Here is a 14,441-nt window from a genome sequence, read left to right as displayed (position 1 = left end):
ACGGGGCGGCGCGCGTGGGCGGATCCGTGAAGGGCGTCAGCGCTTGGTCGCGACGAAGGAGACGCCGGTGGCGGTCTGCTGCCACGTGCTCCCCCGCGGCGTGAGCAGGGCGCCCGCGCTCGTGAGGACCCGGAGGCCGCTCTCGTCGTTGGCTCCCGTGATGGAGACGCCGTCGGCGGCGGATCCCAGGTCCTTCGACGGACCGCCCACCTGGTGCAGGTCCACCTGGCGCTCCCCGTCGGGCATGAGGGTGAGGGTGGCGACGTCGAGCTCGTCGACCCAGGTGGCGTCGAGGGGCGTGCCGGGCGTCGCGACCAGCTCGAGCGGGGTGGCGGTGAGCGAGACGGGGACGCCGCCGTCGCGCACGATGGACGCGACGAGCAGCTGCGGCCCCGCCCCCGTCTCGAGCTGCACGAGCACGCGGGCGCCGTCGCGCGCGACGTCGAGGGAGACGACGCGGCCCGTGGCGGTCCAGCTCACCGCGACGGGGTGGGCCACGCCGTCGGGGCCCCAGGCGACGAGGCCGCGGGGATCCGACGCGGGCGTCGACCAGACGTAGCCCTGCGCGTCGAGCGAGGGGGCCACGAGGCCGGGTCGGGTGTCGAGGAGGACCGAGTCGCGGTCGCCGTCGCCCACCGTCCACACGCCGGCTGCGTTGCGCACCGCGGCCTGCTGCCCGTCGGCGCTGAGGGTGGCGGCGTCGGCGGCGAGCGCGGCGACCCGCGTGCCGAGCGTGCCGAGCGGGGCGACCTCGCCCCCGCCGAGGTAGCCGAACGCGCCCTCGGCGAGCACGAGGGGCCGGGACTCCGCCTGCGGGTCCTTGACGGGTCCGCGGCCGCCGGGATCCGGGACCGTGAGCGGCGTGCCGTCGACGAGCACCTGCACGTCGAGGACGGACGGGATGCCCGACAGGCTCTGCCGCAGCTGCAGCTGCATCCGCTGCTGGGTGACGGTGTCGGCCGCGCGGGCCTCCGTGGTGAGGTCGACCTGCGGCGTGCCGCCCGCGGCCGTGACGGCGGACGACGCGAGGCGCGTGCCCTCCGGGAAGGCCGTGACGACCGCGGGCTGGGACAGCCACGGCGACGGCCCCTGGAGGAGCGCCTTCACGACGCGCGTGCTGACGCTCTGCGACGCCCGCGTGACGAAGAAGCGGAGGTCCGGCACGAGGAAGGTGAAGGTGGGGTCGAAGAAGTACAGGGCGTGCGCGCTGAAGATCTCGCGGAAGTACGTGGAGCGGAGCGCGATCCCGTCGGGCGCCTTCGTGATGCGCCACTCCCCGCGCTCCTCCACGAGCTGGAAGGACAGGCGCGTCTCCTGGTCGCTGCCGACCTCGCGGTAGTGGCCCTGCCCGTCGACCGTGGCGATGGTGGTCACGGAGTAGCTGTAGGTGCCGTCCACCTCCTCCGAGGTCTCGGCCTGGCCCTCCCACACGACGACGCTGGCGAACGGGTCCCAGCGCGAGGCGAAGTCGGAGGACAGGAACTGGCGCGCGACGCCGTACTGGTCGGCGGAGCTCGTCGCCGCGTCGACGAAGCCCGCGATGACGGCGTCCGGGCCGTCGCCCGCCTGAGGGCCGTCCGGCTGGTAGCTGACGCCGGACTCGTCGGTGACGGTGGCGGGGTCGCCCTCGGAGACGGGGCCGCCCGAGGGGATGGAGACGCAGCCGGCCAGGAGGACGGCCGCGGCCGCGACGAGCGCGACGGCGGCGACGCGCGACGGGCGGCGGCGGATGCGGCGTCGGGTGCGCGTGCGGGAGCGGGGCCCGGGGGCGGCGGGCTCGCGGGGATCAGGTGCGGGTGACACGGGCGTCCTCCTCGTCGGCGCGGTCGTCCGCGGGGTCGTCAGGCGGCAGGGCGACGGGCGAGCCGTCGAGGGTCACGTCGGGCCGTCGGGGCAGGGTCAGGCGGAAGCAGGATCCCTCGCCCGGCCGCGACCACAGCTGCAGCCAGCCGTGGTGCAGGTTCGCGTCCTCCAGCGAGATGGCGAGGCCGAGGCCCGTGCCTCCCGTGGTGCGCTGGCGCGACGGATCCGCCCGCCAGAAGCGGTCGAAGACGTGCCCCATCTCCTCGTGCGTCATGCCGACGCCGTAGTCGCGGACGGCCAGGGCGACGGCGTCGCGGTCGCTGTCGACCGTGATGACGATGGGCCGGCCCTCGCCGTGGTCGACGGCGTTGCCGACGAGGTTCGTGACGATGCGGCGCACCCGGCGCGCGTCCATCTCGGCGTCGAAGTAGCCGCCGGGGGCGACGAGCCGCAGCTCCGAGCCCTTCTGCGCGGCGAGCCCCTCGAACTCCTCGATGGAGTCCTCCACGAGCCGCACCAGGTTCGTCGGCTCGGTGACGAGGTCGACCGCGCCCGCGTCGAAGCGGCTGATCTCCAGCAGGTCGGCGAGCAGCGTCTCGAACCGCTCCACCTGCGTGTGCAGCAGCTCGGCGCTGCGGGCGGCCGGCGGGCTGAAGTCCTCGCGGAGGTCGTAGAGCACGCCGCCCGCGAGCCGGATGGTGGTGAGCGGCGTCCGCAGCTCGTGCGAGACGTCCGAGACGAAGCGCTGCTGCAGCTGCGAGAGGTCGGCGAGCTGCGTGATCTGCGACTGCAGCGAGTCGGCCATGCCGTTGAAGGAGCGCGCGAGCGTCGCGATGACGTCCTCGCCCTTGACCGGCAGGCGCTCCTCCAGCTGCCCGGCCGCGAGCTTCTGGCTGGTGTCGGCCGCGACGCGGATGGGCGCGACGACGAGGCGGACGACGAGCCACGCGATCGCGCCGATGAGGACGACCAGGAGGAGGAACGCGAGGAGGATCGTGCCGGCCACGAAGTCGAGGGTCTGCTGGATGTCGCCGAGGTCGTAGACGAGGTAGAGCTCGTAGCGGCCAGCCGAGGGGATGTCGATGCTCGAGCCGACGACGATGCCGGGGCTCGTCGCCCCCTGCTCGCCCACCGGGATCGCCACGGACTGCCATTGCTGCGTGCCCGAGCCCGCGCCGACCGCGCGGCGGAGGTCGGCGCTCAGGAGGCTGTCGACGTAGTCGGCGGTGGACGCGTTCTGCAGCACGTTGCGCGCCTCCGTGCCGGGGGTGCGGCGGAACGCGAAGTCGGAGAGGTTGATGGCGCTGCCGCGGAGCTCGTCGAAGACCTGCGTGCGCAGCTGCTCGAGCTCCGTCTGGTCGGACGCGTCGGAGGAGGTGAACTGCTCCTGCATCCGGCCGGTGGCGCTGTTCGACTGCTGGAGCACGGTGTCGAGCCGCTGGCGGAAGAGGTCGCTCGAGATGCTCTGCGTCATGAGCACGCCGATGAGGAGGACCGTGCCGCCCGAGAGCGCGACCGTGATGAGGACGGTGCGGAACTGGAGGGAGACCGCCCAGATCCGGACGAGGCGGCGGGGCCACGACCTCCAGTCGACGAGCCACGCGGGCAGGGGGCGCATGGGGCTAGGCCGCGGCCCCCGCGCGGTAGCCGACGCCGCGCACGGTCATGACGATGCGCGGGTTGTCCGGGTCGTCCTCGACCTTCGCGCGCAGGCGCTGCACGTGGACGTTGACGAGGCGCGTGTCGGCCTTGTACTGGTAGCCCCAGACCTGCTCGAGCAGCATCTCGCGCGTGAACACCTGCTGCGGCCGGCTGGCGAGCGCGTGCAGCAGGTCGAACTCGAGGGGCGTGAGGTTGATGCGCACGTCGCCGCGCCGGACCTCGTGGCCCTCGACGTCGACCACGAGGTCGCCGACCTGGAGGAGGCCGGGCGACGCGGCGGCCGCGGGGCGCAGGCGCGTGCGGATGCGGGCGACGAGCTCCTTCGGGTTGAAGGGCTTGACGATGTAGTCGTCCGCGCCGGACTCGAGGCCCTTGACGACGTCGGCCGTGTCGGACTTGGCCGTGAGCATGATGATGGGGACGCCCGACTCGGCGCGGATGAGGTCGCACACCTGGATGCCGTCGAGCCCGGGCAGCATGAGGTCGAGGAGGACGAGGTCGGGCTTGCCCTCGTGGAAGGCGGCGAGCGCCTGACCGCCGTCGCCGCAGAAGGAGGGCTCGAAGCCCTCGGTGCGCAGGACGATGCCGATCATCTCGGCGAGCGCGGTGTCGTCGTCGACCACCAGTATCCGTGCTGTCATGAAGCGGGGTTCCCTGTCCTCGGAAACCCCAGGGTAGCCGGTGGATCCGCGGGATCGCCCGGCCACGCGGGGACCCGTGGGCGCGGTGACTTCGCCGGGCGCCTGTGGGAGGCTGGGCGACTGTGACCGATGACCAGAGCTGGCAGGCCCCGGGCGGCACCCCGTCCGGGCAGGGCGGATCCCCGGATCCGGATCGACGGGAGCCCGCGGCCGGTCCCGGCGTCCCGCCGCCCGCCGCTCCCGGGCCGGTCGGCCCGCCCGCACCGGCGTACGCGCCGGCCGCGCACGGACACGCCCCCGGCCCCGGCTACCCGCCGCCGCTCGGCTGGGGCGCCGCCCCCGGCTGGACCCCGCCGCCCAAGCCCGGCCTGCTGCCGCTGCGCCCGCTCGGGCTCGGCGCCATCCTCGCCGGCTCGTTCCAGACGCTCCGCCGGAACCCCGGCGCCACGGTCGGCAGCGCCCTCCTCGTCCAGGGGCTCGTGAGCGTCCTCACGCTCGCCATCGTCGGCGGCGTCTCGGGCTTCGTCGTCAGCCGGATCCTGTCGGCGCGGGAGGCCGACCAGGGGCCGATCATCGCGGGCGGCGTCGCGGCCGTCGTCGTGGCCGCGCTCGTGACGCTCGTGCTCTCCATCGTCGCGTCCGCGTTCCTGCAGGGCGTGGTCGCGAGCGAGGTCGCGCGCGGCACGCTCGGCGAGCGGCTGCGGATGCGCGCGCTCTGGCGCGTCGCGCTCCCCCGCCTCCGGCCGCTGGTGCTGTGGAGCCTCGCGCTGACGGCCGCGTGGACGCTCGTGCTCGCCGTCCTCGCCGGGATCGTCGCGCTCCTGGTGCTCGCGGGCGGCGCGGGCATCGCGGTCGGGATCATCGTCGGCGTGCTCGGCGTCCTCGGCCTCGTGGTGGTGGCCGCGTGGGTCTCCACCCGGCTCGCGCTCGTGCCGAGCGGCATCGTCATCGAGCGGCTGCGGCCGTTCGCGGCGGCCCGGCGCTCCTGGTCGCTGACGATCGGCTCGTTCTGGCGGGTGCTCGGGATCCTGCTGCTCACGTCGGTCATCGTGTCCGCCGCCACCAACGTCATCACGGTGCCGCTGACGCTGCTGACGACCATCCTGCAGACGCTGCTCTTCCCCAACGGCGAGGCCGACTTCCAGTCCTTCGACGCCTCGACGGCGTTCTACCTCGGCTCGCAGCTGCTCACCATCGTGGTCAGCGTTGTCGTGGCGAGCGTCGGCGGCGTCGTCACGTCCGCGAACGCGGCCATCCTCTACATCGACCTCCGGATGCGGCGCGAGGGCCTCGACCTCGAGCTCGCGCGCTTCGCCGAGGAGCGCGCGGCCGGCGCCGCCTCCGCGACCGGACCCGACGCGCGCGACCCGTACGCGTCCCCGGTCGCCGGGACGCCCGGCGGCATGCCCGGACCCGGCGCCGCCGGCCCGGACCGCCCGTGACCGTGGGCGTCGCCGTCCTCGGCACGACAGCGGCGGCCCTCGGGCGCGTCGCCGCGGCGCCGCTGGATCCGGACGCCGACGACGCGCGCCGCCTCCTCCTCGACGAGCTCGGGAGGCCCGAGTACGAGGCCGCGCGGCCGAACGCGCTGGACCTCGCCGCGCAGGCCGTGGGCGACTGGCTGGCCGAGCTCCTCGGCGGGGCCGGCGGCGGGCTCGCGTCCATCGCGCCCGTGGTGATCGGCGCGCTCGCCCTCGCGGTCGTCGTCGTGGCGTTCCTCGTCTTCGGCGCCCCGCGGCGCGACCGGCGGCGCGCCGCCGAGCGCGGCGACGGGCTGTTCGGATCCGACGACCGGCGCTCCGCGGAGGAGCTGCGCCGTCAGGCCGAGGCGGCCCGCCGGGCGGGCGACCTCGATGCGGCGGTCTCCGACCTCTTCCGCGCCGTCGCACGCGAGCAGGCCGAGCGCACGATCGTGGCCGTGGACCCCGGCACCACCGCCCGCGGGTTCGCCCGGCGCGCGGGATCCGCCCACCCGGCCCACGCCGCGCGCCTCGCCGGCGCCGCGGACGACTTCGACGCGGTGCGCTACCTCGGCCGCGCCGGCACCGAGGACATGCTCGACCGGCTCGCCGCGCTCGACCGCGACCTGCGGACGGCCGTGCCCGTGCTGCGCGAGCCCGTGGGCGCGGGATCCGCGTGAGCGCCCCCGCCCCCGCCGACGCGCGCGCCGCGACGTCCGCGACCGCCGCGGCGCCGTCCGAGACGAGGACGCCGGGGCAGGCGCTCCGCCGCGCGGGCACGTGGATCGCCCTGGCCGCGCTCGCCGTCGTCATCGCCCTCGTCACGCTCGGGGTCGGCGGGGCCGCGCGCCAGGGGGAACCGCTCGCCCCCGACAGCCCCGCCCCCGGCGGCACGCAGGCGCTCGCGCGCGTCCTCGCCGCCCAGGGCGTCGAGGTCACGCTGGCCCGGACGCTCCCGGAGGCGCGTGCGGCCGTCGGGGACGGCGACGACGCGACCCTCGTGCTCGGCGCCACCTCGGACCGGCTCGACGACGAGCGGCTGGCCGAGGTCGGCCGCCTCTCCGACCGGCTCGTGCTGCTCGCGCCCGACTTCCGGACGCTGCAGGCGATCGCCCCCGACGTCGCGGCGGGCGGCGCCGCCGAGTCCGCGGACCGCTTGCTCGACGCCGGGTGCGCGCTGCCGGCGGCGCGCGCCGCGGGATCCGTGCCCGACGACGCCCCCGCGTTCCGCCACCTCGGCGACGACGGCCCCGACGTGCTCGCCTGCTTCCCCGACGACACCGGCGACGCCTTCGCGCTCCTCCGCGTGCCCGCGCCCCTCGTGCCGGACGGCACGGTGACGGTGCTGGGCGCCGACCCGATCCTCACGAACGACCGCATCGCGGAGCAGGGATCCGCCGCCCTCGCGCTCGGCGTGCTCGGCGAGCGGCCGCGGCTCGTCTGGTACTCGCCCTCCCCCGACGACGCCGCGGGTGACGCTCCACCCACGCTCGGCGAGCTGACGCCCGGGTGGGTGACCCCGGCGATCCTCCTCCTCGGCGCCGCCGCCCTCGCCGCCGCCGTCTGGCGCGGACGCCGCTTCGGCCCGCTCGTGGTGGAGCGGCTGCCCGTGGTGGTGCGCGCCGACGAGACCGCCGAGGGCCGCGCCCGCCTCTACCAGCGCGCGGACGCCCGCTCCCACGCGCTCGACGCCCTGCGCGTCGGCACGGTCGACCGGCTGGCGACGACGCTCGCGCTCGGCCGCCTGGCGACCGTCGACGACGTGGCCGCCGCGTCCGCCGCCGCCCTCGGCGAGGACCCCGCGGGCGTCCGCGCCCTGCTCCTCGACGACGTGCCCCGCACCGACCGCGACCTCGTCGACCTCGCCGGGCGCCTCGCCGCGCTCGAGCGCCGGGTCGCCCGGGCCGCCGACCCCACCAGGAGAATGGATCCATGACCGACGACCTCCGCACCAGCCTGCTCGCCGTCCGGACCGAGGTCGGGAAGGCCGTCGTCGGGCAGGACGGCGCCGTGACGGGCATGATCATCGCCCTCCTCGCCCGCGGCCACGTGCTCCTCGAGGGCGTGCCCGGCGTCGCGAAGACGCTGCTCGTCCGCTCGCTCAGCCACGCCCTCCGCCTCGACACGGCGCGCGTGCAGTTCACGCCCGACCTCATGCCGGGCGACATCACCGGATCCCTCGTCTACGACTCCCGCGAGGGCGCGTTCTCGTTCCGACGGGGGCCCGTGTTCACGAGCATCCTGCTGGCGGACGAGATCAACCGGACGCCGCCGAAGACGCAGTCGGCGCTGCTCGAGGCGATGGAGGAGCGGCAGGTCACGGTCGACGGCGAGAGCCACCCGCTGCCGGACCCCTTCCTCGTCGCCGCCACTCAGAACCCCGTCGAGTACGAGGGCACGTACACGCTGCCCGAGGCGCAGCTCGACCGCTTCCTGCTGAAGCTCGTGCTCGACCTGCCCGAGCGCGACGCCGAGGTCGAGGTGCTCCGCCGCCACTCGCAGGGCTTCGACCCGCGCGACCTCCGCGCCGCGGGCGTGCAGCCGGTGCTCGACGCGGACGGCCTCCGGCGCGCGCAGGCCGCCGTCCGGGAGGTGCGCGTGGGCGCCGACGTGCTCGCGTACATGGTCGACCTGGCGCGGGCGACCCGCCGCTCGCCGTCGGTGCAGCTCGGCGTCTCGCCGCGCGGATCCACGAGCCTGCTCGCCGCCAGCCGCGCGTGGGCGTGGCTGAGCGGCTTCGACGCCGTGACCCCCGACCACGTGCAGGAGATGGTGCTGCCCGTGCTCCGCCACCGCATCGCGCTGCGGCCCGAGGCCGAGCTCGAGGGCGTCTCCGTCGACGCGGTCCTCCGGAGCGTCCTGTCGCAGGTGCAGGTGCCGATCTAGTGGCGCGCCGCTAGATGGCCCTCACCGGCCGCGCCGTCGCGCTGCTCCTCGCGGGGCTCGTGCCCGTCGTCCTGCTCGGCGACGGGCCCGACGCGGCGTACGCGCTCCTGGCGGGGTGGATCCTCCTGGCCGCCCTCCTCGTCGCGCTCGACCTGGCGCTCGCCGCGAGCCCCCGGGCCGTGGCCCTCGAGCGGGTCCTGCCCGCGCGGATCCGCCTCGACGAGACCGGCGAGAGCACCCTGCTCGTCACCAACCGCGGGCGGCGCGCGCTGCGGGCCGTGGTCCGCGACGCCTGGCAGCCGTCGGCGGGCGCGTCGTCCACCCGCGACCGGGTGCGGATCCCCACGGGCGAGCGCCGCGCGATCCGCCTGACCCTCACGCCCACGCGCCGCGGCGAGCGCCGCACCGAGCGCGTCACCATCCGCTCGGGCGGCCCGCTCGGCCTCGCCGCGCGCCAGGCGACGCTCCTCTCCCTCGGCGCCGTCCGCGTCCTCCCGCCGTTCCGCTCCCGCCGCCACCTGCCCTCGCGCCTCGCCCGCCTGCGCGAGCTCGACGGGCGCACCGCGCTGATGGTCCGCGGCCAGGGCACCGAGTTCGACAGCCTGCGCGACTACGTGCGCGGCGACGACGTGCGCTCCATCGACTGGCGCGCGACCGCCCGGCGGCAGGACGTGGTCGTGCGCACCTGGCGGCCCGAGCGCGACCGGCGCGTGGTGCTCGTGCTCGACACCGGGCGCACCGCCGCGGGCCGGATCCGCGACGAGACGCGCCTCGACACCGCGTTCGAGGCGTCGCTGCTGCTGGCCGCGCTGGCCACGCGCGCGGGCGACCGCGTGGACCTCGTGGCGCACGACCGCCGCGTCCGCGCGCGCGTGCGGGCCGGATCCGGCGGCGACGTCGTCGCGCGCATGGTCGACGCGCTCGCGCCCGTGGATCCGGAGCTCCTCGAGACCGACTGGACCGCCGTGCCCGCGCTCGTGCGCCGCATCGTCTCGCAGCGCTCGCTCGTGGTGCTGCTCACGGCCATCGACTCCCCCGGCAGCGCGCGGGCGCTCCTGCAGGCGCTGCCGCAGCTCACCCGGACGCACCACGTGCTCGTGGCCGCGGTGGTGGATCCGGGCCTCGCCGAGCGCGCCGCCGACCGCTCCGGGCGCCAGGCCGTCTACCGCGCCGCCGCCGCCGAGCGCGCGCTGCTCGACGTGGCCCGCGTGGAGGCGGCCGTGCGCCGGCTCGGCGCCGACGTCGTCACGGGCGCGCCCGCGGACCTGCCGCCGGCGCTGGCCGACCGGTACATCCGGCTGAAGGCCACCGGCCGGCTCTGACCTGCGCACGGCCGCCGCGGGAGCCCCGTGAAGGACGAAGCCCCGCGAGGTCAGGCGGGCGCGACGGCCGGCCGCGCGGGATCCGGCGTCGACAGCGGCAGGACCCCGCCGCTCAGGGCACGGAGCGCCCGCTCCAGCGCGTCGCGCATGTCGATCTCCGGCCGGTAGCTCCACTGCAGCTGCAGGCCGTCGCTCACCGCGACCGCGAGCCGCGCGAAGCCGTCGGGATCGAGCCCCGCGGGCAGCTCCACGTCGAGCGCGCGCACCTGGTCGGCGACCGCGCCGACGACGCGGGCGTAGCGGCCGGCGATGTACGCGTGCGCGGGGTGCTCGGCGCCGGCAGCGTCCACCACGAGGCGCGAGTAGAGCGCGACGAGGCCGGGCGTCTCGGCGTTGTGCGCGCTCGCCCGCAGCAGCATGCCGACCATGTCGGCGGGATCCGCGTCGGGCAGCGCCCGCCGGTAGTCGGCCGCGGAGTGCGCGTCGCGCTCCTCGAGCACGGCCGCGATGAGCGCCTCGCGCGAGTCGAAGTAGTGCAGGACGCCGGCCTTGCTGATCCCCACGGCGTCGGCGATCTCCTGCAGCGAGGACGCCGAGTACCCCCGTTCGGCGATGAGCGCGAGCGCGGCCTCGAGGATCTCGCGCCGGCGCGTCGCCCCCTTGGCGTAGCGCCGCGGACCCTCTGCCCCTGCCATGCCTCGACCCTAGCGATCCGCGGCGTGGACCAATACCTACCACCGGTGGGTTTCGCGTGCTACCGTCGTGCCGAGCCGCCGACGAGGGCGGCCCCGAACGAGGAGGCACCGTGGCCGACGCAGTCCGAGAGCAGCACATCGAGGACGCGTCGCGCGTCCTGGCAGGCCGGGAGGGCGAGCGCCCGCCGGGTTCGCGCCGAGCGGAGATCGGGATGCCGATCGCGCTCCTCGGCCTCTTCGTGGCCCTGCTGCCGCCCATCATCGTGTCGCTCGCGCTCAAGGTCGCCGAGGTCGCGCCCGACGCGACGGCCGGCACGCTGAGCCTCGTCCTCGGCCTCGGCGCGCTGGTGGCGCTCGTCGTCAACCCGCTCGCCGGCCGCCTCTCCGACCGCACGCCCGGCCGCCTCGGCATGCGCCGCCCGTGGATCATCGGCGGCGTCGTCCTCGGCTACGGCGCCCTGTTCCTGCTCACCCAGGCGTCCACCGTGCTCGCGCTCGTCGGCGCGTGGATGCTCGTGCAGGCCTGCTTCAACGCCGCCATCGCCGCGCTCATCGCCGTCATGGCCGACTCCGCGCGCCCCCGCAACCGCGGCCGCGTCGCCGCCGCCGTGGGCGTCGCGCAGAACGGCTCGCTCGTGGTCGGCACGTTCATCGTCCAGCTCTTCGCGACCACCACGCAGCAGGTGCTCGTGCCGGGCGCCATCGGCGTGATCGTGGTCGTCACCTTCGCGCTCGTGTTCCGCGACCGCGTGCTCGTCGAGCGGCCCGCCACGCGCCTGAGCGCGAAGGAGCTCCTGGGCTCGTTCGTCTTCGACCCCCGCCGGAACCCCGACTTCGGCTGGGCCTGGCTCATGCGCTTCCTGCTCACCGCCTCGGCCGTGACCGCCACCAACTACCTCGCGCTGTACCTCATCGACGACCTCGGGGTCGCCGAGGCGGACGTCGCCAACGCCGTGTTCGTCGCGACGCTCTTCAACGTGATCGGCGTGGTCGCCACGACCTTCCTCGCCGGCTGGCTGAGCGACCGGCTCGGCCGCCGCAAGGTGTTCGTCGCCGTCGCGGCGCTCGTCGCGGTCGTCGGCCTCGTGATCCTCGCCCTCGCCCCCAGCCTCGCCGTCGTGTACGCCGCGCAGCTCGTGATCGGCGCGGGCATCGGCTCGTTCTACGCGGTGGACCTCGCGCTCATCACCGACGTGCTGCCGAGCGACTCCGACAACGGCAAGGACCTCGGCGTCGTCAACATCGCGCAGGCGCTGCCGCAGTCGCTCGTGCCCACCGCGGCGGGCGGCGTGGTCGCGGCCTTCGGCTACCCGGGCCTGTTCCTCTCCGGCGCCGCCGCCGGGATCCTCGGCGCGCTCGCCGCCTTCCGCGTGAAGGGCGTGCGGTGACCGCCGCATCCGCCGCCCCGCCCGAGCGCACCCGGACCGCCGCCCCCGTCCCCCCAGGAGCCCCCATGGACACGCACGACCCGCACGACGCCCCCACCCCGCTCGACCCCGACACCGCCGCGCTCGAGGAGCTCGCCGGCCGCCTCACGCTGGAGCAGAAGGTGCGGCTCGTCACGGGCCGCGACTTCTGGACCACCTGGCCGGTCGAGGGCATCGGCCTGCGCCGCATGCTCGTCTCCGACGGCCCGAGCGGCGTGCGCGGCGAGGTCTGGGACGAGCGCTCGCCCTCGCTGAACCTGCCGTCGGCGTCCGCGCTGTCCTCCACCTGGGACACCGGGATCGCCGCGCGCTACGGCCGCGCCTCCGCGGTCGAGGCGCGCCGGAAGGGCGTCGACGTCGTGCTCGGCCCGACCATCAACCTGCACCGCTCGCCCTACGGCGGCCGGCACTTCGAGGCGTTCAGCGAGGATCCGCTGCTCACCGCCGACCTCGCCGCCGCCTACGTGCGCGGCGTCCAGGAGAACGGCGTCGGCGCGACCCCGAAGCACTACGTGGCCAACGAGTACGAGACCGACCGCTTCACGGCCGACAGCGTCGTGCCCGAGCGGGCGCTGCGCGAGCTGTACCTCGCGGCGTTCGAGAAGGCCGTCGTGGAGTCGCGCGCCTGGCTCGTGATGAGCTCCTACAACTCGATCAACGGCACGACCTCGACCGAGAGCGACCTGCTCGAGACGCCGCTCAACTCCGAGTGGGGCTTCGACGGCGTGGTCGTCAGCGACTGGACGGGCGTCCGCAGCGTCGACGCCGCGCGCGCGTCGCAGGACCTGGAGATGCCGGGCCCGGTCGGCGCGTGGGGCCCCGCGCTCCTCGACGCCGTGCGCGACGGCCGCGTGTTCGAGTCCGACGTCGACCGCAAGGTGATCCGCCTCCTGCGCCTCGCCGCCCGCGTCGGCGCGCTCGAGGGCTTCGACGCCGTCGCGCCCGCGCCCGTCGAGGTGGAGGACGGCGTGGCCTTCGCGCGCACGGCCGCCGCGGCCGGCAGCGTGCTCGTCCGCAACGCGGGCCGCGCCCTGCCGCTCGACGCGTCCGCGCTCCGCTCCGTCGCCGTCATCGGCCACAACGCCGTCGAGGCGCGCACGCAGGGCGGCGGGAGCGCGACCGTCATCCCCGAGCACGTGGTGACGCCGCTCGACGGGATCCGCGCGGCGCTCGGCGACGACGTCGAGGTGCGGTACGCGCGCGGCGCCGTCGTGCAGAAGGGGATCCAGGAGCTGCCGCTCGCGTCGATCCGGAACCCCCGCACGGGCGAGCCGGGTGCCCTCGTGCGCTTCCTCGACGCCGACGGCACGGAGGTCTTCACCGAGGACCGCCGCGCGACGACGCTCATGTACTTCGGCGGCGACGCGCCCACGGGCACGGCCGCGGTCATCGAGATCACGACCCGGTGGACGCCCGAGGAGACGAGCGAGGTGCTCGTCGGCTTCAGCGCCACCGGCCGAGGCCGCGTGCACGCGGACGGCGTGCTGCTCCGCGAGGACGGCGCCGCCCCCGTCGGCATGGACCTCGGCGCGAGCCTCCTCTCGCCGCCGTCGATCTCGGCGCCCCTCGCCGCGGTCGCCGGGCAGCCCGTGGACCTCAAGGTCGAGTTCGAGCTCACGTCCGCGCCGGGCGGCCTCGCCGGGATCCTCGGCATCACGGTGGGCCTCGAGGCCGACGAGTCCGATCCCGACCGCCTGCTGGAGGAGGCCGTCGCGGCCGCCACGGGCGCGGACGTCGCGATCGTCGTCGTCGGCACCAACGCGCAGGTCGAGTCCGAGGGCTTCGACCGCGACTCGCTCGCGCTCCCCGGCCGGCAGGACGAGCTGGTGCGCCGCGTCGCCGCCGCGAACCCGCGCACCGTCGTCGTGGTCAACTCGGGATCCCCGGTGCTCCTCCCCTGGCGCGACGACGTGCAGGCCGTGCTGCTGGCGTGGTTCGGCGGCCAGGAGTTCGGCGGCGCCCTCGCGGACGTGCTGTTCGGCGCCGTCGAGCCCGGCGGCCGGCTCCCCACCACGTGGCCCGCGACGGAGGAGGACGCGCCCGTCCGCTCCGTCACGCCCGTCGACGGACGGGTGGTCTACGACGAGGGCATCCATGTCGGGTACCGCGCTTGGCTCCGCTCCGGCGCGACGCCGGCGTACCCGTTCGGCCACGGCCTCGGCTACACGACGCACGCGCTCGACGACCTGCGGGTGGTCGAGGACGGCGCCGGCGGGATCCAGGCGACCGTGCGCGTGACGAACACGGGCGACCGCGCGGGCAAGGAGGTCGTGCAGGCCTACCTGTCGCGCGCGGGATCCGCCGTCGACCGTCCCGTGCGCTGGCTCGCGGGCTTCGCGCCCGTGCAGCTCGAGGCGGGCGCGTCCGCCGAGGTCGAGGTCGCGATCGGCGCCCGCGCCTTCGCGCACTGGACCGGCGGCTGGCAGCGCGAGCCCGGCGCCTTCCGCCTGCACGTCGGCACCTCCGTGGCCGCCACGCCGCTCGAGGCGGACGTGGACCCCGCGGACTGACCCGCGCCCGCACGACCCGCGAGGCGGGCGGCGGC

At 76.0% G+C, this 14,441-nt stretch carries 11 protein-coding genes; 7 read left to right on the top strand and 4 right to left on the bottom strand.

Annotated features, from left to right (window positions below):
• Nucleotides 1-36: 36 nt before the first annotated feature.
• The 3 genes from lpqB to mtrA are packed head-to-tail and all read right to left on the bottom strand — an operon-like array spanning nucleotide 37 to nucleotide 4,106.
• The gene (lpqB, locus tag H9X71_RS04880; protein ID WP_244961809.1) at nucleotides 37-1,803 is read right to left on the bottom strand and encodes a lipoprotein LpqB; all 1,767 of its coding nucleotides are present in this window, start codon (nucleotides 1,801-1,803) and stop codon (nucleotides 37-39) included.
• Complete coding sequence (mtrB, locus tag H9X71_RS04875) at nucleotides 1,787-3,421, bottom strand: MtrAB system histidine kinase MtrB (RefSeq protein ID WP_191148580.1); 1,635 nt, start codon at nucleotides 3,419-3,421, stop codon at nucleotides 1,787-1,789. Before mtrB ends, lpqB begins: the two co-directional genes overlap by 17 nt.
• Before the next feature lie 4 nt (nucleotides 3,422-3,425).
• On the bottom strand, nucleotides 3,426-4,106 hold the full coding sequence (gene mtrA, locus H9X71_RS04870; RefSeq protein WP_086527181.1) for an MtrAB system response regulator MtrA: 681 nt from the start codon (nucleotides 4,104-4,106) through the stop codon (nucleotides 3,426-3,428).
• 122 nt (nucleotides 4,107-4,228) lie between these two features.
• Between mtrA and H9X71_RS04865 the strand changes: the two genes are divergently transcribed.
• From H9X71_RS04865 to H9X71_RS04845, 5 genes are read left to right on the top strand one after another with little or no spacing between them, the layout of a single operon-like run.
• Nucleotides 4,229-5,548 (top strand): hypothetical protein, encoded by a 1,320-nt coding sequence (locus H9X71_RS04865; protein WP_191148579.1) that lies wholly within the window; start codon nucleotides 4,229-4,231, stop codon nucleotides 5,546-5,548.
• On the top strand, nucleotides 5,545-6,246 hold the full coding sequence (locus H9X71_RS04860) for a DUF4129 domain-containing protein (RefSeq protein ID WP_244961807.1): 702 nt from the start codon (nucleotides 5,545-5,547) through the stop codon (nucleotides 6,244-6,246). Before H9X71_RS04865 ends, H9X71_RS04860 begins: the two co-directional genes overlap by 4 nt.
• The gene (locus H9X71_RS04855; RefSeq protein ID WP_191148578.1) at nucleotides 6,243-7,502 is read left to right on the top strand and encodes a DUF4350 domain-containing protein; all 1,260 of its coding nucleotides are present in this window, start codon (nucleotides 6,243-6,245) and stop codon (nucleotides 7,500-7,502) included. The genes H9X71_RS04860 and H9X71_RS04855 overlap by 4 nt, the downstream gene beginning before the upstream one ends.
• Nucleotides 7,499-8,452, top strand: coding sequence for an AAA family ATPase (locus H9X71_RS04850; protein ID WP_191148577.1), 954 nt, complete (start codon nucleotides 7,499-7,501; stop codon nucleotides 8,450-8,452). The genes H9X71_RS04855 and H9X71_RS04850 overlap by 4 nt, the downstream gene beginning before the upstream one ends.
• Nucleotides 8,453-8,466: 14 nt before the next feature.
• Nucleotides 8,467-9,774 (top strand): DUF58 domain-containing protein, encoded by a 1,308-nt coding sequence (locus H9X71_RS04845; RefSeq protein ID WP_191148576.1) that lies wholly within the window; start codon nucleotides 8,467-8,469, stop codon nucleotides 9,772-9,774.
• A gap of 50 nt (nucleotides 9,775-9,824) precedes the next feature.
• Here H9X71_RS04845 and H9X71_RS04840 read toward each other — a convergent pair whose 3' ends face one another.
• Nucleotides 9,825-10,469 (bottom strand): TetR/AcrR family transcriptional regulator, encoded by a 645-nt coding sequence (locus H9X71_RS04840; protein ID WP_191148575.1) that lies wholly within the window; start codon nucleotides 10,467-10,469, stop codon nucleotides 9,825-9,827.
• 110 nt (nucleotides 10,470-10,579) lie between these two features.
• Here H9X71_RS04840 and H9X71_RS04835 point away from each other — a divergent pair, with 110 nt between their 5' ends.
• Nucleotides 10,580-11,857 (top strand): MFS transporter, encoded by a 1,278-nt coding sequence (locus H9X71_RS04835; RefSeq protein WP_191148574.1) that lies wholly within the window; start codon nucleotides 10,580-10,582, stop codon nucleotides 11,855-11,857.
• Between the two features lie 65 nt (nucleotides 11,858-11,922).
• Nucleotides 11,923-14,406 carry a beta-glucosidase family protein gene (locus tag H9X71_RS04830; RefSeq protein WP_191148573.1) on the top strand — a complete coding sequence of 828 codons (2,484 nt, stop codon included), beginning with the start codon at nucleotides 11,923-11,925 and terminating at the stop codon, nucleotides 14,404-14,406.
• Nucleotides 14,407-14,441: the final 35 nt, after the last annotated feature.

Origin of the sequence: Clavibacter zhangzhiyongii (assembly GCF_014775655.1) — a bacterium.
GTDB classification, from domain to species: Bacteria; Actinomycetota; Actinomycetes; order Actinomycetales; family Microbacteriaceae; genus Clavibacter; species Clavibacter zhangzhiyongii.
The sequence above is the reverse complement of the archived record's forward strand: the minus strand, read 5'-3'. Positions and strand labels throughout refer to the sequence as shown.

Coding starts and splice junctions, on each gene's coding strand:
- H9X71_RS04830 (WP_191148573.1), top strand. CDS start 11,923: ATGGACACGCACGACCCGCACGACGCCCCCACCCCGCTCGACCCCGAC.
- H9X71_RS04845 (WP_191148576.1), top strand. CDS start 8,467: ATGGCCCTCACCGGCCGCGCCGTCGCGCTGCTCCTCGCGGGGCTCGTG.
- H9X71_RS04850 (WP_191148577.1), top strand. CDS start 7,499: ATGACCGACGACCTCCGCACCAGCCTGCTCGCCGTCCGGACCGAGGTC.
- H9X71_RS04840 (WP_191148575.1), bottom strand. CDS start 10,469: ATGGCAGGGGCAGAGGGTCCGCGGCGCTACGCCAAGGGGGCGACGCGC.
- mtrB (WP_191148580.1), bottom strand. CDS start 3,421: ATGCGCCCCCTGCCCGCGTGGCTCGTCGACTGGAGGTCGTGGCCCCGC.
- mtrA (WP_086527181.1), bottom strand. CDS start 4,106: ATGACAGCACGGATACTGGTGGTCGACGACGACACCGCGCTCGCCGAG.